Raw genomic sequence first — 22,036 nt, 5'->3', positions numbered from 1 at the left:
TCAGCCCTCGCCCTGGGCGCCGTCCCCTTCGGAAGGCGCTTGCGCCCAGGGCAGCGCCACCCCTTGCACGGTTCGCGCGAACAGGCGCAGGCGTTGCCCCGTTTCATGCCCCGGCGCCTCGGGCAGGCGCACCACCAGCAGCGGCCCGCGCGGCAATGCGTTGACGGTGGCCAAGACGCAGCCGCCATCGTCCGCCTTGCCGGGCACGCGGGTCCACGCCAGCAGCTCGGCGTCCTCCACCGCCACCTCGCGCGCCCGCTCGTGCCCGCAGGCCGGGCACCACAGCCGCGCCGGGTAGACCCGGTGCCCGCAGCGCGCACATTCCATCACCCTGAAACTCATGCGCCCTCCCTGGCCAGCACCGCAGCGTTGGCGCACATGCCGTAACGCAGTTGCACCATGCCGTAGCCGGTCGCCACGCCATGGCGCGCGCCCGCCACCTGGCGCGCGCCAGCCCGGCCCAGCAACTGGCGCGCCACTTCCGCCAGCCCGTGCATGCCGCCGGCCGTGCCGGCCTGCCCCGCCGACAGTTGTCCGCCCGCGGTGTTGACCGCTAGCTCACGCGTGGCGATGCGGCGCGCGATGAAGCCCGCCAGGTCGTCCGCCGGCGCCAGGCCCAGGTCGCACAGTTGCGCCACCGCCATCGCCGGGTAATCGTCGTACACGCCGATCACGTCCATGTCTTGCGGGCCGAGGCCGGCCTCGGCCCACAGCGCGGGCGCGAACCCGGCGATGCCGGTCACCAGCCCGTCGCCCTCCTGCTGGTCGTCGTTGTAGCGCGCGCCGCTGGCCCGCAGCGCGACGTGCACGCCTTGCGGCCGCGCCTGCAGCACCAGTGCGCAGGCGCCGCTGACCACCGGCACGCAATCGAGCCGGCCCAGCGGCGCGGCCACCAGCGGCGCCTCCAGGTATTGCGCCAGCGTCAGCGGCTGGCGGTAGGCGGCGTTGGGATTGGCGCCCGCCCAGGCGCGCTGCGCCACGCATAGCGCGCCATAATCCTCGCGCCGCAGGCCGGTTTGCGCCATCTGCCGCTGCGTCAGCATGGCGAACAACGGGTTCGGCCCGGCGCAGCCCAGCGGGCTCAGGTAATCCTGCGCGCTGCGGTTGTAGCGCCCCACCAGCTCGGCAAAATCGGCGCCGGCGAAATGGTCACCCGCCACCAGCACAATGGTGCGCGCCTGCCCGGCCCGCAGCGCCAGCCAGGCGTGGCGCAGCAGGTTGATGGCGCTGGCGCCGCCCATCTCGTCCTGCATGCACCAGCCCAGCGTCAACCCCAGCCGCCACGCCATGTCGATGGCGCGGTCGGGACGCAGCGTGAACGAGGCCAGCCCCAGGCCGTCGACGTCCGCCGGCCGCAATCCGGCGTCGTCCAGCGCCAGCCGCACCGCCCGCGCAATCAGCATGGCCGTGTCGCAGCCGGGCTCGGGATGGCGCAGCGCGGGCGTCTCGCCCACGCCGACGATGCCCGGACCGCCGCTCATGCCGATTCCTGGCGCGGCGGTTCGCGCGTCAGCAGCAAGGTGACGACGGTGATGGCCGCCATCCCCACCAGGAACCACGCCACCGGCGTGGCCGATTCATACTTGCGCAGCAGCGCCATGGCGATCAGCGGCGACAGGCCGCCGGCGAACACCGAGGCCAGCTCATGGCCCAGCGCCAGGCCGGTGTAGCGCACCTCGGCCGGAAACAGCTCGGCGAAATACGCCGGCTGGGTGCCGATCATGGCCGCGTGGCAGACCGTGTTGCCCAGGAAGAACGCCAGGAAGATCCACACCGGCTCCTTGGTTTGCACCAGCCAGAAGAACGGAAACGCCGCCAGCATCAAGCCGGCCGATCCGATCAGGTAGACGGCGCGCCGGCCGATGCGGTCCGACAGGTGGCCGAACCACACCAGCGTTCCCAGCTCGATGAACATCGACGCCAGCACCCCGCCCAGCATCACGTCATTGGGAATGCCAAGGAACTTGCCGTAGGCCAGCGCAAACGCCAGGAAGATGTACGAGCCGCCGTTCTCCGCCACCCGCAGACCCATGGCCGTGAACACCTGGCGCGGATAGCGGCGGAACACTTCCACCGCCGGCATGCCGCGCCTGGCGGTCTTCTTGGCTTGCACGAACTCGTCGCTTTCGGGGATGTGCTTGCGGATGTACAGGCCGATGCCGAAGATCAGCACGCTCAACAGGAACGGCAGGCGCCAGCCCCAGCTCATGAAGGTCTCCTGCGGCAATTGCTGCGCCAGCATGAAGACCGCGGAAGACAGCACGAAGCCGCCGGCCACGCCCAACTGGCTGAACGACGAAAAATAGCCGCGGCGCTTGCCGCCCACCGCCTCGCTGATGAGCAGTACCCCGCCGCCCCACTCGCCGCCGGCCGCCGCGCCCTGCAGCACGCGCAGCACCACCATTGCCACCGGCGCCCAGATGCCGATCTGCTCATAGGTGGGCAACAGCCCGATCAGGAAGGTGGCCGCGCCCATGATGCCCAGCGTCCATTCCAGCGCCAGCTTGCGGCCGTAGCGGTCGCCGATGTGGCCGAACACCACGCCGCCCAGCGGCCGCGCCAGGAAACCCACGGCAAAGCCGGCGAAGGCGCCCATGGTGCCCAGCAGCGGATCGGTGCCCTTGGGAAAGAACAGCTCGCCGAACACCAGCGCCGCCGCCGTGCCGTAGATGAAAAAGTCGTACCACTCCATCGCGTTGCCGGCGACGGAGGCCATCACTACCCGCCGCGTGCGCTTCCTGCGGGCCTGCTCCTCGGCGCTCTGCGCCGCGCCCTGGTATGCCATCGTCATGTTCTTGCCCCTTGGTTTGTATGGACAGGAGTCAGCGCGCCACGCGGTAGCCGGCAGCGTCGCGATCCCAGGTGTCAACGGTCACGCCCTCGTCGCGCAACCGGAACTTGCGGACCTTGCCGTTCTCGGTGCGCGGCAGGTCATCCAGCACGCGCAGATAGCGCGGCACGGCGAAATACGGCATGCGCGGCTGGCAGAAATCCAGCAGCGCCTCGGGCGTGAGCGCGCAGCCCGGCTTGCAGACCAGCGCCGCCATGACCTCGTCCTCGGCCAGCTCAGAGCGCACCGCGTAGACCGCAGCCACCGCCACCGACGGATGCGCCAGCAGCACTTGCTCGACCTCGTACGACGAGATGTTCTCGCCGCGCCGGCGGATCGCGTCCTTCATGCGGTCCAGGAAGCGGAAGTAGCCGTCGGCGTCGCGCACCACGCGGTCGCCGGTGTGGAACCACAGGTTGCGCCAGGCCTCGACCGTCTTGTCCGCCATGCCAAAGTAGCCGGTGGCGATGGCGAACGGCGGCCGCGCCCGCAGCAGCAGCTCGCCGGCCTGGCCGTCGGGCAGCGGCGCGTCGTGCTCGTCCGCGACGATGGCCTCGAACTCGGGGGCGGCCCGCCCCATGGCGCCAGGGCGCTGCTCGGCCAGGGTGCCGCCCAGCGCGAAGTTGGTTTCGGTGGAGCCGTAGCCTTCCAGCAGCGCGATGCCGCTGCGCTCGGTGAAGACGGCATGGAAGCGTTCCGGCACGCCCGGGGCCAGCGCGATGCGGGTGCGGTGGGTGCCTTCGGCGGCCGACGGCTCGCGCGCCAGCAACATAGGCACCATGGCGCCCAGCAGATAGGTCACGGTGGCGCCGGTGGCCGCCAGCCGCTCGAAATAGCGGCTGACCGAGAACCGTTCATCGCACACAATCGACGCGCCCGTGGCCAACGCCTGGAAGCAGGCGTTGAGCGCGTTGGTGTGGAACAGCGGCAGGCTGGTGTAGAGCACGTCATCCGCGCCGATCTCCAGGTTGCGGGCGGCGATCACGCCCCACCAATGGAACTGCGCGTGCGGGCAGCACACGCCTTTGGACAGGCCCGAGGTGCCGGAGGTATAGAGGATCGCCAGCGTGTCGCCCGGGCCCAGGTCGGCCGCCGGGATAGGGGCGTGCGGCAACGGCGGCACGGGCGTGGCCGGCGCGGGCAGGCCGGCGGCCGGTGCGGCGCCGGCGTCAACCGCGCCCGCTTCTCTTGCCGGGACGGCCTCCAGCAGCCAGATGCGCCGCAGCGCCAGGCCCTGCGCATCCAGGCCGGCCAGCGCCGGGCAGGCAGCCTTGTCCGCCACCAGCAGCACGCAGCCGCTGTTGGCCAGTATGTGTTGCAGTTGCATGCCGCGCGAGGCGGTGTTGATGGGCACCACCACCGCGCCCAGCCAACCACAGCCCAGCACGATAGACAGGAACTCGATGCGATTGCCCGCCATCAGCCCGACGCGGTCGCCGCGCGCCACCCCGGCCGCGGCCAGCAGCGCCGCCCAGCGCGCCGCATGTTCGGGCGCCTCGGCGTAGCTCAGCGCCCCGCCCGGCGCCTGGACCCACGGACGCCGGCCCTGGCGGGCGGCCTGATCGCGCAACAGCGACGGCAATGTCAACGCTTGCATGGCGTGCTTTTCCCCTTGTTGTCGGCGGCCGGCGGTCGCTGCCGCGGCTCGTGAAAATTAGTCTAGGAATCAACTATTTATGTGTCAAATTTATGGGTATTATTCATTGCATAAGGCTGACTGATAACAAGGGCGGGCGTGGACTTCGACTTGAATCTCATGCGGGTTTTCCTAACCGTGATGCACGAACGCAGCGTCACGCGCGCGGCCCAGCGCCTGCAGCTGACGCAGCCGGCGGTCAGTTATGCCCTGGCGCGGCTGCGCGAGAAATTCGACGATCCGCTGTTCGTGCGCACGCCCGCCGGCATGCGGCCCACGCCGGTGGCCTTCGCCCTGGCCGATCCAATCGAACGCGGCATGCACAGCTTTGCCGAGGCCGTCAGCCTGCGGCAGCATTTCGAGCCGGACAGCAGCACGCGGCGCTTTCGTCTGTCGATGTCGGACATCGGCGAAATGGTGTTCCTGCCCAGCCTGATGGAGCGCGTGCACGCCCTGGCGCCGCGCCTGCAGGTCGAGGTGGTGGAGGTGCCGCTGGAACAACTGCCGCAGGCGCTCAAGGACGGCGAAATCGACCTGGCCATCGGCAACCTGGCCGGCCTGGGCCGTCACACGCGCCATGCCGACCTGTTCAGCGAGCGCTACGCCTGCATGGGCCGTCGCGGCCATCCCGTGCTGGCGGCCGGCCTGACCCGCGGCCAGTTCAAGCGCCTGGACCACATCCTGGTGGCCTCGCGCGCCAGCGCCCACCGCCTGCTGGACGACGTGCTCGGGGAGGCCGGGCTGCACCGCCAGCCCTACCTGACACTGCCGCATTTCTCGGCCGCCGCCGAAATCGTGCGGCGCACCGACCTGACGGTCACGCTGCCGCATCGCGCGGCGGTATGGTTCAACCGCGACGGCGCCTTCGAGATCCGGCCGCTGCCGCTGGCGCTGCCGCCCCTGAGCGTCACCGTGCACTGGCACGCGCGCTTCGAAAGCGACCCCGGCACGCGCTGGCTGCGCACGCTGGTGGTGCAGACCCTGGCGGATCCGGCCGGCGACGCCCCGCCTGCCACTATTTGACCGATCAACGCAACAGACTCGCGCAGGCATCGCGGTTTATCTGACCGAATGGCGCAACTAGACTGCCGTCATTCCCTCTCTTTCCAGGAAACCGCCATGTCTCCCCTGCCCACCCTGCGCCGCCTGTTGCCCGCCCTGGCGCTGGCCCTGTCCACTCCCGGCCTGGCCGCCGCCACCGAACTGACCCTCACGCCCTACAACCCCGGCAACGACGCCATCTTCCAGGTTTCGTCCGTGCTCGTCAGCGGCCAACGCGAGGCAATCCTGATCGATGCCCAGTTCGGCAAGTCGCAGGCCGGACAGTTGGTGGCGCTGGTGCGCGCCAGCGGCAAGACGCTGACCACCATCTACATCAGCCACGGCGACCCGGATTTCTACTTCGGGCTCGACACCGTCCTGGCGGCGTTTCCGCGGGCCAAGGTCGTGGCCACCGCCCCCACCGTGCGCCATATCCGCGACACCGTGGACGCCAAGCTGGCGTTCTGGGGGCCGAAGCTGGGCGCCGACGCGCCGCGCAAGGCGGTCATTCCGCAAGTGTTGGAAGGCGACACCCTGACGCTGGAAGGCGAAACGCTGCGGATCACCGGGCTGGACGGCCCGCAGCCCGACCGCAGCTTCGTCTGGATCCCGTCGCGCAAGGCGGTGGTGGGCGGCGTCGTGGTGTTCGGCAACCTGCACGTGTGGACCGCCGACACGCAGACGCCGCAATCGCGCGCCGATTGGCTGGCAACGCTGGCCCGCATCGAGGGCCTCAGGCCCACCACCGTGGTGCCGGGCCATTACGCTCCCGGCGCGCCGTTGACGCTGGATTCGGTGCATTACACCCAGGGCTACCTGCGCGCCTTCGAGGCCGAAGCGGCCCAGGCCAAGGACGGCGCCGCGCTGATCCAGGCGATGCGCGCGCGCTACCCGCAAGCCGGCGCCGCCGCTTCGCTGGAGATCAGCGCCAAGGTGGCCAAGGGCGAAATGAAGTGGTGAAGCACTGAAAGGGGAAACGGCGCCGGCCGTGCCGGCCGGCCAAGGGGCGCGTCCGATGGCGCGCCCCAATTGCGTTCAGGCCTCGGCCGCCGCCAGCGCCTCCAGTATCAGGTCCAGGTTCTGCACCGCCGCGCCCGACGCGCCCTTGCCCAGGTTGTCGAACACGGCGCTCAGCAGCACCTGGCCCTGCGCTTCATTGCCATGCACCGCCAGCCGCAGGTCGTTGGTGCCATTGAGCGCCTGCGGATCCAGATGGGTCTGCGCGGCGGCCTCCTGCGGCGCCGCCACCTGCACGTGGCGGCTGCCGTCATAGTGCCGGGCCAGGCATTGGTGCAATTGCGCGGCCGTGACGCCGGCCGGCAGCAGGCGCAGTTGCAAGGGCACGGTCAGCACGATGCCCTGCCGGAACGCGCCGTACGACGGCACGAACACCGGCCGTTGCGACAGACCGGCGTGGCGCTCGATTTCGGGCGTGTGCTTGTGCGCCAGGCCCAATCCGTAGATCTGAAAGGCCAGCCCGCCCGTGGCGCCCGGCGCCTCGTAGGCGTCGACGCTGGCGCGCCCGCCGCCCGAATAGCCGGACACGGCGTGGATCGCCAACGGATAGTCGGCCGGCACCAGGCCGGCCCGCACCAGCGGCCGCAGCAAGGCGATGGCGCCGGTGGGATAGCAGCCCGGGTTGCTGACCCGCTTGGCTTCGGCGATGCGCCGCGCCTGCGCCGACTCCATTTCGGGGAAGCCATAGACCCAGCCGGGCGTGGTGCGATGCGCCGAGCTGGCGTCGATCACCCGCACCTCGGGGTTGGCGATGGACGCCACCGCCTGGCGCGCCGGTTCGTCGGGCAGGCACAGGATGGCGATGTCGGCGGCATTGATGGCCTCGGCGCGGCGCCGCGCATCCTTGCGGTCGGCCTCGGGCAAGGTCAGCAGGCGCAGGTCGGCGCGGCCGCGCAGCCGTTCGTGGATCTGCAGGCCGGTGGTGCCCTGGTCGCCATCGATGAATACAAGAGGATGCGTCATGTGCGTGCCTTTGCGGAAGAACCGGCGCGCTGCCGGAGGATTGCGGGGATGGATGCCATCATTGCGCAATGCCAGGCATAGGAAAAGTCGAATATCATGACGGTTGAATTCAGATTTCCTGAACGATACCGCCATGCGTGAAATCAACCTTGACCGCCTGCGCACCCTGGTCGCCATCGCCGACCTGGGCTCGTTCGCCGAGGCCGCCCGCGCGCTGCACCTGGCGCCGCCCACCGTCAGCCTGCACGTGGCCGACCTGGAAGCCCGCATCGGCGCGCCGCTGCTCACGCGCACCCGCGGCCAGGTGCGGCCCACGCCCATCGGCGACACCCTGCTGGAACGCGCCCGCCGCCTGCTGGCCGACGCCGACCAGGCGCTCGACGACGTGCAGCGGCAGGTGCAGGGCCTGGGCGGCCGGGTGCGGCTGGGCGCGTCCACCGGCGCCATCGCCCATCTGCTGCCGCGCGCGCTGGAAACCCTGGGGCGCGAACATCCCGGCATCGACGTGCAGGTGGCGGTGCTGACCTCGCAGGAAACGCTGCAGCAATTGCGCGACGGCACGCTCGACGTGGGCCTGGTGGCGCTGCCGCAACCGCCCGTGCCCGGCCTGGTGCTGCGCCCGTGGCGGCGCGATCCCATCATGGCCTTCCTGCCCGCCGCCTGGGACGCGCCGGCGCGCGTCACGCCCGCGTGGCTCGGCGAACGGCCGCTGATCCTGAACGACGCCAGCACCCGGCTGTCGCGCCAGACCGGCGAATGGTTCGCCGGCGCCGGCCTGAACCCGCGCCCGCGCATCCAGCTGAACTACAACGACGCCATCAAGAGCCTGGTGGCGGCCGGTTACGGCGCGACCCTGCTGCCGCACGAAGCCACCGCGCCGCAACCCGATCCGCGCATCGTCATGCGGCCCTTGCGTCCGGCACTGTGGCGGCCGCTGGGCATCGCGCATCGCGATGGCCAGGTCGAGCGCGCCACGCAGCACGTGCTCGATGCGTTGTGGCTGTTGCGCGCGGCCGGCGGGCACCACTGATCCAGCCAGTCGGGGGCGGCGTCGCGCACCGGCCTTCGCGATTCGCGCAGTGGCCGCTGGCGAGCCAGGCGCATCAGGCTCCGGAAGATGGCGCCCGCCGCAGGAATGCCGCGCGCTCGCTTTCCTCGCGCAGGCGCCGGGCGCGGCTGCGGAACAGGTCCTTGCGGCCGACGATGCCCAGCACCCGGCCGGTGCCGCGCTCCAGGATCGGCACGCGGCCGGCGCCGGACAGCGCCATGCGGTCGGCAATTTGGCTGGCCAGTTCCTCGGGATAACCGTAGACCAGTTCGCGCCCTTGCAGCGCCTGCGCCAGGGTCTGCTCTTGCCGCGCCGGCTCCAGCGCCCAGGCCAGGCTGTCGGCGCGGGTCACCTCGCCCACCGCCACGCCCTCGGCATCGATGACGGGATAGCTCGTGTGCACCGGCTGCGCGGTCGTGAAATGCGCGATCGCCTGCGCCACCGTCAAGGCGTCCGGCAGGGTCTGCACCGGCGTGGTCATGACCTGGCTGGCGCGCAGCAGGTCGAATGGATCGACCCGGTATTCGCGGCTGATGTGGTGGCCGCGGCGCGCGATTTTCTCGGTCAGGATGGAACGGCGCAGCAGCAATACCGTGACGCCGTAGGCGAACACGCAGGCGGCCAGCACCGGCAGCAACGCGCCCAGGTTGCCGGTCAGCTCGACCGCGAACAGCGTGGCCGTCAGCGGCGCGCGCATGGTGCCGCCCATCATCGCTGCCATGCCCACCAGCGCCCAGAAGCCCGGCGGCGCCTGCGGCAGCCACGGCGTGGCCAACGCGCCCAGGGCGCCGCCGAAGATCAGCAAGGGCGCCAGCACCCCGCCCGAGGTGCCCGAACCCAGCGCGATCGACCAGATCGCCACTTTCACCACCAGCAGCAGCAACACCGCCTGCAGCGCCAGGTCGCCGGCCAGCAGGTGGCGGATGTTGTCATAGCCGACGCCCAGCGCGGCCGGGTCGATCAGGCCGCCGATGCCGATGGCCAGGCCGCCCAGGGCCGGCCACCACATCCAGTGCAGCGGCAGTTTCTCGAACAGGTCCTCGGCCGCGTACACCAGCGACGTCAGCACGCCCGAGCCCAGCCCCGCCAACACCCCCACGGCGGCGCACGCCAGCAAGTGCCACGGCGTGAACGACATGGCGCCGGCGTGGCTGAAGACCGGCCCGGCATCCAGCACGAAGGCGCGCGCGGCGGCGGCCACCAGCGCGGCGGTGGCCACGGGCAGGAAGCTGCGCGGCTTCCATTCGAACAGCAGCAGCTCCACCGCCAGCAGCACCGCGGCCAGCGGCGTGGCGAAGATCGCCGTCATGCCCGCGGCCGCGCCCGCCACCAGCAGCGTCTTGCGCTCGCCATCATTCAAGTGGATGGTCTGCGCCAGCAGCGAGCCGATGGCGCCGCCGGTCATGATGATGGGCCCCTCGGCGCCGAACGGGCCGCCGGTGCCGATGGAAATGGCCGACGACACCGGCTTGAGCACCGCGACCTTGGGCGCGATGCGGCTCTTGCCTATCAGGATGGCTTCCATCGCCTCGGGAATGCCGTGGCCGCGGATCTTCTCGGATCCATAGCGGGCCATCAGGCCGATGATGAGGCAGCCGACGACGGGAATCAGCACCGACGCCGGCCCGAGCCGGCCGGTGGTGATGGGCAGGTCGGCGAACGAAAACAGGCCGTGGTAGGCCAGGTTGGTGCACAGCGCGATCAGGCGCAGCAGGGCCCAGGCCGCGGCCACGCTGGCCAGGCCGGTCGGCACGGCCAGCGCCATCAGCAGCACGACACGTTTGTCGGTGGTGAAGTCGCCCAGCCGCAAGGCACGGGCGGAAGAAGAAACGGGAGGCATGATTCGAGGGGAAAGGGAAGAAAACGGCAAGCCGGGCGGGAGGGAGATTTGCGAAAGGTCAAATACATCGTATCACGACATATATTAGAATCGGCCCGTGAAACGTTCCAAGCCCCCCGCCCTGCCCTCCGCCTCGGACTACGAACTGCTGGCCGATTTCCGCTACGCGCTGCGCAAGTTCGCCGCCTTCAGCGAAAACGCCGCCGCCGGCCTTGAACTGATGCCGCAGCAGCACCAGGCGCTGCTGGCCATCAAGGGCAGCCGCCCCGGCGCGCCTGGCCGACGCGGCCTGTACGTGGGCGAGATCGCCGAACGCCTGCTGGTGCGACCGCACACCGCCGCCGAACTGGTCAACCGGCTGGAGCGGCTCGACCTGGTCAGCCGCGAACCCGATGCCGCCGATGGCCGCCGCGTCGAAGTGGTGCTGACCGACAAGGCCGAGCGCATCCTGGCCAGCCTGTCGGCTTCCCACCTGGAAGAATTGCGCGCCATGCGCCCGCTGCTGACACGGCTGCTGGCGCGCATCGGCGACGATCCCGCCGACCGCTGATTCCCGCGTTTCTTATCACTTGCAGGCATAAGCTCATGCCGCCGCCCGGCGCGCCGCGTGATAAATTGTCGTCCCCCGATATATCTGGAACGGCGAGGAGAAGGTTTTGGGTGTGGCAATCAAGCGCTGGCTGGGTGCGTTCGCGCCAGCGCCGGTCGGCGTCAATACACGCGAGAAGCTCTATGGCGCGGTAGGCGCGCTGGTCGGGCTGTTCTGCACCGAATGGGTCGGACACCATGCGCTGGGCAGCGCCAATCCGTGGTTCATCGCACCCATGGGCGCTTCCGCCGTGCTGCTGTTCGCCGCGCCCGCCAGCCCGCTGGCCCAGCCCTGGTCGATCATGGCGGGCAATTTCGTCTCGGCCCTGATCGGCGTGTTCTGCGCCCAATCGATCGCCGACCCCGGCGTGGCCGCGGCTACCGCCGCCGCGTTGGCGATCGCCACCATGTTCTGGCTGCGCTGCCTGCACCCGCCCAGCGGCGCCGTGGCCCTGACCGCGGTGCTGGGCGGACCGCAGGTGGCGGCGCTGGGCTATGGTTTCGCGTTGTGGCCGGTGGCCTTGAATTCCGCCATCCTGCTCAGCATCGCCGTGGTCTTCAACGGCCTGCTCAAGCGCAACTACCCGCGCCGCCACGCCGAACCGGCCACCAATCACCAGACCCGCGATCCGGCGCCCAGCGCGCGGCTCGGTTTCTCGCGCGCCGATCTCGACCAGGCCCTGGCGCAGCGCGGCGAGCTGCTCGACATCAGCAAGGAAGACCTCGAGGAAATCGTGCTGGCGGCCGAGTTGCGCGCCAGCCGCCGCCGCTTTGGCGACGTGCGCTGCGCCGACATCATGTCGCGTGACGTGGTCTCGGTGCAGCAGCAGGATCCGCTGGACTACGCCGTGCGCCTGTTCGACAAGCACCGGCTGCAATGGCTGCCGGTGCTTGATTCCGCCGGCCACTACGCCGGCATGCTGGCCCAGGGCGACGTGCTGGCGCGCAAGAGCCGGCCGGCCCAGGTGGCCGCGGCCGGCGGCGCGCCCGCCGACCTGCTGGTGGCCGACTGCATGCGCTCGGAAGTGCCGTTCGCCCACCCCGACCTGCCCGCGATCGAACTGGCCCGCCCCATGTCCGACAGCCTGCACTGCGTGCCGGTGCTGGGCGAGGACCGCGTGCTGGTCGGCCTGGTGACCCAATCCGACCTGGTGGCCGCGCTGCACCAGATGGCGCTGTCGGCCGCTTCCCAGACCGCGCCCGACACCGACGACAGCGACCGCCTGGCCGCTTGAAGCGGCGGCGCCCGCCTCCGTAGCCCTACGGATTCCGGGGTGTGCGGCCCGCAGGGCATAATTCCAGCGTGAAGCCCCCCTTGCGCCACCGCGTCCTCCTCTACTGGCTGGTCATGTTCTGCCTCGGCGCCCTCTGGATCGGCCGCCAGCACTACGTCGACCAGTACGACCGTTTTTTCCAGGACACCAGCGTGGCCCAGCGCATGCTGAGCCAGAAGACCGTGCAGCACGAGGCGGTGCTGGCGACGCTGGCCGCGCTGTCGCACCCGCCCGCGCCCGAACGGCTGTTTCCCAGCCTGCGCCCGGCCATGCCGCAACTGCGGGCGCTCGGCTATCTGGCGGACGGCGCCTGGGCCGGCAGCAGCGCCGAGCCGCCCGGCCTGCCCTCCGCCCTCGACCAGGCCCGCGCCCTGGGCCGCCCCGTCACACTGCCGCTGGACGACGCCCGCTATTGGCTGGTGTCGCCCTCCGGCTGGAGCCTGCAGGTGGACGCGCGCGACCTGCTCGCCGCGGCCGATTTTCCCGCCGGCCTATCCAACCTGACGCTTGCCATCGGCCCGCAGCCGCTGGCGCTGCTGCAACGCCAGCCCGAACCGGTTACGCCCGGATGGCCCCTGGCCCTGTCCAAACCGCTGGGCGCGGCCAGCCAGCCTTTCATGCTGCACAGCACGCGCACGCTCACGCCGGCCACCTGGCCCTGGCTGCCCTGGCTGCTGTGGGCCCTGACCAGCGGGCTGCTGGTGGCTGGCGTGGCGGCCACCCGGCGCTCACGCGCCGAGGCCAGGCGCCAGCAGGAACAGGCGCGCCTGGCCGCGATGGCGCGCCTTGGCGCGCTGGGTGAAATGGCGGCCGGCATCGCCCACGAACTGAACCAGCCGCTGACCGCGATCCTGGCGCAGACGCGCGCCGCGCAACGTCTGCTGGACGACGACGAGGAACGCCCCACGGTGCGGCGCGCGTTGCTGGCCAGCGCCGAGCAGGCCAAGCGCGCCGCCGAGATCATCAGCCGCATGCGCGCCCTGGTGCAGCCCAGCGTGCCAGGCCGGCGCGAAGCGCTGGACGCGGATGCGCTGGTGGCCTCGCTGCGCTTCCTGCGCGAACCCGAGCTGGCGCGCCAGGGCATCGAGCTGAGCTGGCGCAACGCCAGCCCGCAGGCCCGGCCGCTGGCCGACCGGGTGGCCCTGGAACAGATCCTGCACAACCTGGTCCAGAACGCCGCCGACGCGCTGGCGGGCGCATCCGGCCCGCGTCAGATCGCGCTCGAAGGCCGCGCCGAGGGCGCCAACTACGTCTTCAGCGTCAGCGACAGCGGCCCCGGCATCGCCGCCGACGCGTTGCCCCGCCTGTTCACGCCGTTCTATACCACCCGCGCCCAGGGCATGGGGCTGGGCCTGGCGCTTTGCGAAACGTTGGCTGGCGCCATGGACGGCCGCCTCGCGGCGCGCAACCTGCAACCCTCGGGCGCCTGCTTCACCCTGATGCTGCCCCTGGCTGGAGGCGCTGCATGAATACGTCCGATCAATCCCCGCTGGTCTACCTGGTCGATGACGACGACGCCGTGCGCGACGCGCTGGCGCTGCTGTTGCGCGCCGTCGGCCTGCGCAGCGAAAGCCACGCCGACCCGCTGCAGTTCCTGGCGCAGTTGAGTCCACAGGCCATCGGCTGCGTGGTGCTGGACATCCGCATGCCCGGCATCAGCGGGCTCGACGTGCTGGCGCGGCTGGCCGATACGGCCGACCTGCCGGTAGTGATGCTGACCGGCCACGCCAACGTCGACCTGTGCCGCCGCGCCTTCAAGGGCGGCGCCATGGAATTCCTGCAAAAGCCGGTGGATGACGACGTGTTCCTGGACGCGGTGCAGGCCGCCGTGCGCGGCCACATCGCCCGCCGCGAGCGGCTGGCCGTGACGCAGGCCGCCGCCGAGCGCCTGGCGCGGCTGTCCACGCGCGAACACGAAGTGCTCGAGCGCATCGTGCAGGGCATGAGCAACAAGGAAATCGCGCGCGAGTTCGACCTGTCGCCCCGCACCGTCGAAACCTATCGCGCCAATGTCTTCGCCAAGCTCGAAGCCGACTCGCTGGCGCAACTGATCCGCCAGTACGCCACGCTGCTGGACTGAAGCCCGCCCCGCCGCCTCCGTAGCGCTACGGAGGCGCGTGGGTAATCGGGCGAATACCGCGCCGCCGGCGTTTTGGCCACACTGACTGCTCCTGATCCCCACTTGAAGAAAGGACGCAGACCATGACCCGTCACCCGCTCGCCGCCCTGGTTGCCACGCTCGCCGTCAGTGGCGCCGCCCACGCCGCCGTGCTCACCGAAAGCAATATCTCCAGCGCCGACGCCCAGAAGCTGGCCGGCGCCACCGTCGCCGCCTGCCAGGCCAAGGGCTACAACGTCAGCGCTTCGGTGGTCGACCGCGCCGGCCTGCTCAAGGCCTTCGCGCGCGCCGACAACGCCGGCCCGCACACCATCGAGGCCAGCCGCGCCAAGGCCTACACCGCGGCCTCCGCCAAGGCGCCGACCCTGGCCATCATGGAGAACGCGCAGAAGAACCCCGGCGCCGCCAACCTGACCGACATCCCCGGCTACCTGCTGCTGGGCGGCGGCGTGCCGATCAAGTCCGGCGACCACGTCATCGGCGCCATCGGCGTGGCTGGCGCGCCCGGCGGCAACCTGGACGCGCAGTGCGCGGACGCGGTGCTGCAAGAGAACGCGGCATTGTTCAAGTAAAGCTGGCGAGCCTGTCCCCGAATGCCGCCGGATTGCCGGCGGCAGCCGGCATCGCGCGCGCATCCGGTGCCCAAGGCCAGCGGCCGGCCGGCGCCAGCGCCCGCCGGCTACTCCGTCGGCGGCGGGAAATTGCGCTTGAGCACCCGCGCCACGTTCGGCTCCTGCGCCGCCTGGCGCGCTACCGATGTCAGCGCCGGGCAATTGGCCTCGAACCAGGCCTGTCCCGGACGCCAGTGCGTCATCACCGCCACGTACAGGTCCAGGGCCGAAAAGCGGCGGCCCAGCATGTGCGGCGCACCGGCCTGGCGTTCCAGTTCGAGCCACAGTTCGGCGCGACGGCCATGCACCCGTTCGCGCAGCAATTCCGCCGGTGCCCCCGCCGTGGTCCACTGCGGCGGATCGTCGCCGTAGGTGAAGGTGGGATAGATAGCCGCCACCAGCCGCAGCAGCAGGTTCAGGAAGCGTGGCCGCTCCGGCCGCGTCGCCGCGGGGGCCAGGCCCGCCTGGGGCGCGACGTCGTGCAGGTGCAGCACCATCGCCGCGCTTTCCGTCATCACTTCGCCATCGGGCGTGATCAGCGTCGGCACCTGGCCCAGCGGGTTCAGGTGCAGCAGCCGGTCGCGTTGCGGGCCCGGCTTGAGATAGGGCACATCGGTCAGCACGTGCGGCACGTCGGCCAGCGCCAGCGCCATTTCGACGACGGCCGAGCCACAGCCGGGCGAGCCGATCAATTCGTAGGTCTTCATGGTGTTCATCCTCCCGATTGCAGCGGCGCCAGCCGCAGCAGTTCGCCTGGCGATGCATCCGTCAGCACGTAGACATGGCCGTCCGGCCCCTGCCGCACGTCGCGGATGCGGGCCTTGCGCTCGCCCAGCAGCCGCTCCTCGGCCACCACCTTGTCGCCATCGAGCGCCAGGCGGATCAGCTCGCGATCGGCCAGCGCGCCGATGAACAGCGACCCGCGCCAGGCCGGGAAGCGGTCGGCGTCGTAGAACGCCATGCCGCTGATGGCCGGCGACCTGGCCCACCAATACAGCGGCGGCGCCATGCCGGGCAGCGTCTCGCCCTTGGCCTCGGGTATCGGTTGGCCGGAATAGTTGATGCCATAGGTCGCCAGCGGCCAGCCGTAGTTCCCGCCGGGCCGCACCAGGTTGATCTCGTCGCCGCCGCGCGGGCCATGCTCGCTTTCCCACAAGGCGCCGGTCCAGGGGTTTAGCGCCATGCCCTGCGGGTTGCGATGCCCGTACGACCAGATCTCGGGGCGCGCGCCGGCCTTGCCGGCGAAGGGATTGTCGGCCGGCACCGAGCCGTCGGCCTTCAGGCGCACCACCTTGCCCTGCAGCTTGTCCAGGTCCTGCGCGGTGGGGCGCTGGTTGTTCTCGCCCAGGGCGATGAACAGGTAGCCCTTACCGTCGAACGCCAGGCGCGAACCGAAGTGCAGCCCCTGCGACAGCTTGGGCGCCTGGCGGAACAGCACCTGGAAATCGTCCAGCGCGCCGGCGTCGGCGGACAAGCGGCCGCGGCCGACCACGGTGCCGCTGCGTGAACCGTCCGATTCGGCATACGACAGATAGACATACCGGTCCTGGGGGAAGCTGGGCGACAGCGCCACATCCAGCAATCCGCCCTGCCCCTGCGCCGCCACCTGGGGCACGCCCGCCAGCGGCGCCGACAAGCCGCCGGGCATGCGCAGCAGGCGCAGCCTGCCGGGCCGCTCGGTGATCAGCACGCCGCCGCCGTCGGGCAGGAAGGCCATCGACCAGGGATGGTCCAGTCCGCCCACCACGGCCGTCACCTGCACGCGCGCGGCGGGTGGCTGGTCGGGACTTTGCTGCGACGAGGCCCAGGCCGGCGCGCACAGCAGCGCGGCGGCGCAGGCGGTCAGGGACGAGGCGCGACGGATCGCGGACGGACGTGAAGGCATCGACATCTCCGGCGGCTGGGAGAGGCGCGACGACGTTCGGCGGCGCCGCGCGGGTGGCGTACCATAGGAACCAGCGACGGGTTGCCTCCCGTCCTTTCCTCTCAGGAGACTCCCTTACATGAAACTGTACTACATGCCCGGCGCGTGCTCGCTCGCTTCCCACATCGTGCTGGAATGGATCGGCAAGCCGTACACGACCCACAAGCTCAGCCGCGACGAACTCAAGGGCGCCGAGTTCCTCAAGGTCAACCCGCTCGGCGCCGTGCCGGCGCTGGACGATGACGGTTTCATCCTGACCCAGAACGTCGCGATTCTCGAATACCTGGCCGAGCAGGCCCCCCAGGCCAAGCTGCTGGGCGACGGCTCGGCCCGCTCGCGCGCCGACGTGCGCCGCTGGCTCGGTTTCATCAATTCCGACATCCACAAGACCTTCTCGATGATCTTTGGCGCCGGCCGCTTCCTCACCGACGAAGCGCCGCAGCAGGAACTGGCCGCCTCCGCGTCCAAGCTGCTGACGCGCCTGTTCGCGCTGCTGGACGCCCAACTGATCGACCAGCCCTACCTGGGCGGCGATGCGCCGTCGATCGCCGACGCCTACCTGTACGTGGTGCTGCGCTGGGCGAACGCCAAGCAGGTCGACCTGTCGGGCCAGGACCATCTGGCCGCGTTCTTCAAGCGCATGCAGGACAACGCCGGGGTCAAGGCCGCGCTCAAGGCCGAAGGCCTGGAGTAACGCGGCCGGGGCCGGATTGACGGGCCGGCCAATCGGATCGCCTCGCCGCCCCGCGCGCCGGGGCGATTCCATTTTCAGCCGCAGGCCGGCGTCGGCGCGGCCACCTCCAGGGTCTTCTTGACCGCCGCCAGGAAGCGCCGCGCCAGCAGGGGCGGCGCGCTCAGATTTGAATGGGTGGCCCAGATCTCGACGCTGGCCCCAGGCGCGATCGGCCGCAATACCACGCCTGCCGTCTGTTCCGGCGACACGCACCAGGCATCCACCAGCGCCGGCCCCAGACCTTGCTGCACGAACGAACAGGCGGTCACGGGCGAATGCACTTCCACCGCGGCCGGACAGGCCGGCGCACCGCCGAAAAAAGACTGCAGGGCCTGTCCCAGCGGCGTATCGCGCGGATACCCGATCCAGGCCGCCGAGGCGAAATCCTCCGGATGCACGACCCCGTGCGCGGCCAGGGGATGGTCCCGCGGCAGCAGGCAGACGACCGGCACCGTTGCCAGCCGGACCGAGGTCAGATTGGGATGATCGGGCGGCCGCATCGAGATGCCGATATCGGCCTGGCCCGACAGGAAATACGCCGCCAGCTCATCGAACGTGACGCTGCGGTAATCCACCCGCGCCGCGGCGTTGCGGTCACGAAACCGCCCCAGCGCCATCGGCACCAGCCGCTGGCCATAGCTGGCGCTGGCCACCACCCTGAGCATGCCGGCGCCGGATTGCCCCAGGCTGGCGGCCAGGTCATTGACGCGCTGGATGCCGCCATAGACCTGCTCGACTTCGGCATACAGGCGCCGCGCCTCCGCGGTGGGCGACAGCCGGCTGCGCACGCGCTCGAACAGGCGGTAACCGAGCCGGTCTTCGGTCAGCGCCAGCACCCGGCTCACCGCCGGCTGCGACACGTGCAGCATGCGGCCAGCGCCGCTGATCGAACCGGCCATCATGATGGCGCGAAACACCTCGATCTGGCGCAGGTTCAGCGGCCGGCCGGCGCTCGGCGCCAGTTCGCCGGCATCGTCGTGCGCATCCATTTTTTCCCCTTGATCAATAACGGCGGATTATAGGTTTTCGACATTTTTCGATGACGCGGTGCCGCAAACCCGGTGCTAATCTGCCCGCCTCCACACAACAAAACAAGGGGAATCCAGCATGCAACGCACCTTCCTGCGCCACGTCGCCGCCCTGGCCCTGGCCGCCACCTCGCTGACCAGCGGCGCGCAGGCCGCCGGGACCTATCCCGACAAGCCCATCACCTTCATCGTGCCTTCGGCCGCCGGCGGATCGCCCGACGTGTTGTCGCGCCTGATCACCACGCAACTGGCCAAGGACACCGGCGCCACCCTGGTGGTCGAAAACCGCCCCGGCGCGGCCGGCAACATCGGCATCGCCCTGGTCAAGCGCGCCGCGCCCGACGGCTACACCATCGGCTATGGCAACATCAACACCCTGGCCGTCAACCGCTCGCTGTTCAAGCGTCTGCCCTACGACGTCGACCAGGACCTGACGCCCGTGGCGCACCTGTTCGACCTGTACAACGCCCTGATCGTGCCGGCCGGCTCGCCCATCAAAAGCGTGCAGGACCTGATCGAACGCGCCCGCAAGGAACCTGGCCGCCTGTCCTACGGCGCGTCCGGCGTCGGCACCACCGGCCACATGGGCGGCGAACTGTTCAAGAGCATGGCCAAGGTCGACGTCATGTTCATCCCGTACAACGGCGGCCCCGCCGCCATCCAGGACCTGCTGGGCGGGCGCCTGGACTACCTGTTCGTCAACACCTCCGAGGCCGCCCCGCTGGTCAAGAGCGGCAAGGTGCGCGCCATTGGCGTCAGCAGCCTCAAGCGCCTGGCGCTGATGCCCGACGTGCCGACGCTGGACGAAGCCGGTCTGAAGGGCTACGAAACCGTGGCCTGGGGCGGCGTGGTCGCGCCCAAGGGCACCCCGCCCGAGGTCGTGGCCAAGCTCAACGCCGACATCCAGAAGGCGCTGCAGGCGCCTGCGGTGCGCACCGGCCTGGAAACGCTGGGCGCCGAACCCGCCAGCGGCAATCCCGGCGAATTCAAGCAGTTGATCGATCGAGAAACCGCCAAATGGAAGCGGATCATCGAAACCGCCGGCATCGAGAAACTGGACTGAGCGCAGCCATGACGGACCGCAGCACCCGGCTGGACCCCGCCCCGCGCGCCGACTTCATCGTGGCGGGGGCCACGCTCATCGACGGCAGCGGCGGGCCGTCGCGCCAGGGAGACCTGGCGGTGCGCGCCGGACGCATCGTGGCCCTGGGCGAGTTCGCCCACGCCCCCGGCGTGCCGGTGATCGATGCCCGCGGGCTGGCGCTGGCGCCCGGCTTCATCGACTCGCACACCCACGACGACGGCTACCTGCTGGCGCATCCCGAGATGCTGCCCAAGGTGTCGCAAGGCATCACCACGGTGGTCACTGGCAACTGCGGCATCAGTCTGGCGCCGCTGTCGCGCCAGGAGATTCCGCAACCGCTGGACCTGCTGGGTCCGCCCGATCTGTTCCGCTTCGAGACCTTCCGCGCCTGGCTCCAGGCCCTGTCCGACACGCCGGCCGCGGTCAATGTCATCCCGCTGGTCGGCCACACCACGCTGCGCGTGGCCGTCATGGACGACACCGGCCGCGCCGCCACCGACGCCGAACGGCAGGCCATGCGCGTCCTGCTCGACGAAGCGCTGGCGGCCGGCGCCTTCGGCGTCTCCACCGGCACCTTCTACCCGCCCGCCAGCGCCGCGCCCACCGACGAGATCATCGACGTCTGCCAGCCGCTGCGCGGCCGCGCCGGCGCGATCTACGCCACCCACCTGCGCGACGAGGCCGAACACATCGTGCCGGCCATGGAAGAGGCGCTGCTGATCGGCCGCGAACTGGACTGCCGCGTGGTGTTCTCGCACCACAAGCTGGCCGGCGAACGCAACCACGGCCGCAGCCGCGAGACGCTCGACCTGATCAGCCGCGCCGCCGCCACGCAGCGCGTCTGCCTCGACTGCCATCCGTATCCCGCCACCTCGACCATGCTGCGGCTGGACCGCGCCCGCCTGGCCAGCCGCACCCTGATCACCTGGTCCAAGGGCTATCCCGAGGCCACCGGCCGGGATTTCGCCGAGGTCATGGCCGAACTGGGCCTGGACGACGAAACCGCCGTCGCCCGGCTGGCGCCCGCGGGCGCCATCTACTTCCTGATGGACCCGGCCGACGTCAAGCGCATCTTCAGCTATCCGCTGACCATGGTCGGCTCGGACGGCCTGCCGTTCGACCCGCACCCGCACCCGCGCCAATGGGGCACCTTCACCAACGTGCTGCGCACCATGGTGCGCGAGCAACGGCTGCTGTCGCTGGAAACCGCCATCCACAAGATGACCGGCCTGGCAGCGGCCCAATACGGCCTGACCGAGCGCGGCCTGCTGCGACAGGGGTATCATGCTGACCTGGTGCTGTTCGACCCCGCCAACGTCACAGACACGGCCACTTTTTCAGCTCCCATTCAGGTCAGCCTGGGCATCCACGCCGTGTGGGTCAATGGCCGGCAGGTGTGGGATGGGGAACGGACCGGCGCCGAACGCCCGGGCCAGGTACTGGCACCCGGTGATGCAATACCTTGGAGTCAACAAAGTGAATAGCTATTCCCAGGGCTGTTACCTGGGTGTTTTGGGCGGCATGGGCCCCATGGCCGGCGCCGCTTTCGCGCTCCGCCTGGCGGCGCTCACGCCCGCCGACGCGGACCAGCAGCACATTCCCACCCTGCTTCGCAACGATCCGCGCATCCCCGATCGTTCCAGCGCCTACATGGCCGGCGGCGAGAATCCCCTGCCCTACATGGTCGAAGGCGTGCGCTTCCTGGAACGCGCCGGCGCCCAGCTCATCGCCATCCCTTGCAACACGGCGCACCTCTGGTACGACGACATCGCCGCCGCCACCCGTCTGCCGGTGCTGCACATCATTCAGGCCGTCATCGACGACCTGCGCCGCCTCGGCCTGCAGCAAGGCCGCATCGGCCTGATGGGCACCGCCGCCACGCTCAAGCTCGGCCTCTACCAGCGCCACCTCGAAGCCCAGGGCTACGAATGCGTCGTCCCCGACGATGATGAAGTCGAACGCTACTGCATGGCCTCGATCCGCGCCGTCAAGGGCAACCAGCTCGAAGCCGCCTTCGCCCCCGCCGCCGACGGCATCGCCCGCCTCAAGGCCCGCGGCGCCGACGCCGTCGTCCTGGGCTGCACCGAACTGCCCCTGGCCGTGCCCCACGCCTTGCGCCCCAGCCTCGGCATCACCCTGACCGACTCCATCGACGCCCTGGCCCGCGCCGCCATCGCCCACTACCTGGCCGACCAGCCCGAGCAACGCATCGCCGCGTAGGCAAAGGCCTGCGAATTGCGCAACCGCGCGACAAACGGGAGAATCGATCCGTGGGCCACCCTGTCGGTGGCCCAGGACTA

At 70.4% G+C, this 22,036-nt stretch carries 20 protein-coding genes and 1 pseudogene; 12 read left to right on the top strand and 9 right to left on the bottom strand.

The features are described from left to right. From AC6LKG_RS04035 to AC6LKG_RS04020, 4 genes and pseudogenes are all read right to left on the bottom strand, one after another. Entirely contained in the window at positions 1–342 is a 342-nt protein-coding gene (locus tag AC6LKG_RS04035) for a zinc ribbon domain-containing protein (protein ID WP_498162893.1), read from the bottom strand. Continuing rightward, entirely contained in the window at positions 339–1,481 is a 1,143-nt protein-coding gene (locus AC6LKG_RS04030; protein ID WP_498162891.1) for a thiolase family protein, read from the bottom strand. The genes AC6LKG_RS04035 and AC6LKG_RS04030 overlap by 4 nt, the downstream gene beginning before the upstream one ends. Beyond that, positions 1,478–2,791, bottom strand: coding sequence for an MFS transporter (locus AC6LKG_RS04025; protein ID WP_498162890.1), 1,314 nt, complete (start codon positions 2,789–2,791; stop codon positions 1,478–1,480). The genes AC6LKG_RS04030 and AC6LKG_RS04025 overlap by 4 nt, the downstream gene beginning before the upstream one ends. A gap of 31 nt (positions 2,792–2,822) precedes the next feature. Then, positions 2,823–4,439, bottom strand: a pseudogene (locus AC6LKG_RS04020) (ATP-dependent acyl-CoA ligase); the annotation flags it as partial. 147 nt (positions 4,440–4,586) lie between these two features. On the opposite strand from AC6LKG_RS04020, the gene AC6LKG_RS04015 reads away from it, so the two are divergent. Then, entirely contained in the window at positions 4,587–5,489 is a 903-nt protein-coding gene (locus AC6LKG_RS04015) for a LysR family transcriptional regulator (RefSeq protein WP_498162888.1), read from the top strand. Between the two features lie 96 nt (positions 5,490–5,585). Continuing rightward, positions 5,586–6,467 carry an MBL fold metallo-hydrolase gene (locus AC6LKG_RS04010; protein ID WP_498162887.1) on the top strand — a complete coding sequence of 294 codons (882 nt, stop codon included), beginning with the start codon at positions 5,586–5,588 and terminating at the stop codon, positions 6,465–6,467. Between the two features lie 75 nt (positions 6,468–6,542). On the opposite strand, the gene argC is transcribed toward AC6LKG_RS04010, so the two are convergent. Then, entirely contained in the window at positions 6,543–7,487 is a 945-nt protein-coding gene (gene argC, locus AC6LKG_RS04005; RefSeq protein ID WP_498162885.1) for an N-acetyl-gamma-glutamyl-phosphate reductase, read from the bottom strand. Between the two features lie 133 nt (positions 7,488–7,620). Between argC and AC6LKG_RS04000 the strand changes: the two genes are divergently transcribed. Further along, positions 7,621–8,517 carry a LysR family transcriptional regulator gene (locus AC6LKG_RS04000; protein WP_006384459.1) on the top strand — a complete coding sequence of 299 codons (897 nt, stop codon included), beginning with the start codon at positions 7,621–7,623 and terminating at the stop codon, positions 8,515–8,517. Positions 8,518–8,590: 73 nt separating this feature from the next. On the opposite strand, the gene AC6LKG_RS03995 is transcribed toward AC6LKG_RS04000, so the two are convergent. Next, the gene (locus AC6LKG_RS03995) at positions 8,591–10,375 is read right to left on the bottom strand and encodes a chloride channel protein (protein WP_498162883.1); all 1,785 of its coding nucleotides are present in this window, start codon (positions 10,373–10,375) and stop codon (positions 8,591–8,593) included. A gap of 97 nt (positions 10,376–10,472) precedes the next feature. Between AC6LKG_RS03995 and AC6LKG_RS03990 the strand changes: the two genes are divergently transcribed. The 5 genes from AC6LKG_RS03990 (at position 10,473) to AC6LKG_RS03970 (ending at position 14,928) form a co-directional block, all read left to right on the top strand. Continuing rightward, positions 10,473–10,925, top strand: a complete 453-nt coding sequence (locus tag AC6LKG_RS03990; protein ID WP_006385383.1) for a MarR family winged helix-turn-helix transcriptional regulator — start codon at positions 10,473–10,475, stop codon at positions 10,923–10,925. A 106-nt stretch (positions 10,926–11,031) separates the two neighbouring features. Next, on the top strand, positions 11,032–12,198 hold the full coding sequence (locus AC6LKG_RS03985; RefSeq protein ID WP_020927788.1) for an HPP family protein: 1,167 nt from the start codon (positions 11,032–11,034) through the stop codon (positions 12,196–12,198). 68 nt (positions 12,199–12,266) lie between these two features. Continuing rightward, positions 12,267–13,706, top strand: coding sequence for a sensor histidine kinase (locus tag AC6LKG_RS03980; RefSeq protein ID WP_498162881.1), 1,440 nt, complete (start codon positions 12,267–12,269; stop codon positions 13,704–13,706). Next, positions 13,703–14,317, top strand: coding sequence for a response regulator transcription factor (locus AC6LKG_RS03975; RefSeq protein WP_498162879.1), 615 nt, complete (start codon positions 13,703–13,705; stop codon positions 14,315–14,317). Before AC6LKG_RS03980 ends, AC6LKG_RS03975 begins: the two co-directional genes overlap by 4 nt. A 122-nt stretch (positions 14,318–14,439) precedes the next feature. Beyond that, positions 14,440–14,928: a GlcG/HbpS family heme-binding protein gene (locus AC6LKG_RS03970; protein WP_498162877.1), complete on the top strand. Its 489-nt coding sequence runs from the start codon at positions 14,440–14,442 to the stop codon at positions 14,926–14,928. 107 nt (positions 14,929–15,035) lie between these two features. Here AC6LKG_RS03970 and AC6LKG_RS03965 read toward each other — a convergent pair whose 3' ends face one another. Both AC6LKG_RS03965 and AC6LKG_RS03960 read right to left on the bottom strand, forming a co-directional pair. Beyond that, positions 15,036–15,674 (bottom strand): glutathione S-transferase family protein, encoded by a 639-nt coding sequence (locus AC6LKG_RS03965; RefSeq protein ID WP_498162875.1) that lies wholly within the window; start codon positions 15,672–15,674, stop codon positions 15,036–15,038. Between the two features lie 5 nt (positions 15,675–15,679). Further along, a complete protein-coding gene (locus AC6LKG_RS03960) occupies positions 15,680–16,852 on the bottom strand; it encodes a PQQ-dependent sugar dehydrogenase (RefSeq protein ID WP_498162874.1) in 1,173 nt (390 codons plus the stop codon). A 118-nt stretch (positions 16,853–16,970) separates the two neighbouring features. On the opposite strand from AC6LKG_RS03960, the gene AC6LKG_RS03955 reads away from it, so the two are divergent. Further along, complete coding sequence (locus tag AC6LKG_RS03955; RefSeq protein ID WP_498162872.1) at positions 16,971–17,585, top strand: glutathione binding-like protein; 615 nt, start codon at positions 16,971–16,973, stop codon at positions 17,583–17,585. Positions 17,586–17,659: 74 nt separating this feature from the next. Here AC6LKG_RS03955 and AC6LKG_RS03950 read toward each other — a convergent pair whose 3' ends face one another. Next, a complete protein-coding gene (locus AC6LKG_RS03950; RefSeq protein ID WP_498162870.1) occupies positions 17,660–18,613 on the bottom strand; it encodes a LysR family transcriptional regulator in 954 nt (317 codons plus the stop codon). Between the two features lie 118 nt (positions 18,614–18,731). On the opposite strand from AC6LKG_RS03950, the gene AC6LKG_RS03945 reads away from it, so the two are divergent. The 3 genes from AC6LKG_RS03945 to cuyB are packed head-to-tail and all read left to right on the top strand — an operon-like array spanning position 18,732 to position 21,956. Next, positions 18,732–19,715, top strand: a complete 984-nt coding sequence (locus tag AC6LKG_RS03945; protein ID WP_498162869.1) for a Bug family tripartite tricarboxylate transporter substrate binding protein — start codon at positions 18,732–18,734, stop codon at positions 19,713–19,715. 8 nt (positions 19,716–19,723) lie between these two features. Then, positions 19,724–21,220 (top strand): N-acyl-D-amino-acid deacylase family protein, encoded by a 1,497-nt coding sequence (locus AC6LKG_RS03940; RefSeq protein WP_498162867.1) that lies wholly within the window; start codon positions 19,724–19,726, stop codon positions 21,218–21,220. Then, on the top strand, positions 21,213–21,956 hold the full coding sequence (gene cuyB / locus AC6LKG_RS03935; protein WP_498162865.1) for a cysteate racemase: 744 nt from the start codon (positions 21,213–21,215) through the stop codon (positions 21,954–21,956). Before AC6LKG_RS03940 ends, cuyB begins: the two co-directional genes overlap by 8 nt. The last annotated feature ends 80 nt before the right edge of the window (positions 21,957–22,036 follow it).

The organism is Achromobacter sp. 46006 (genome assembly GCF_059761975.1).
The sequence above is the reverse complement of the archived record's forward strand: the minus strand, read 5'-3'. Positions and strand labels throughout refer to the sequence as shown.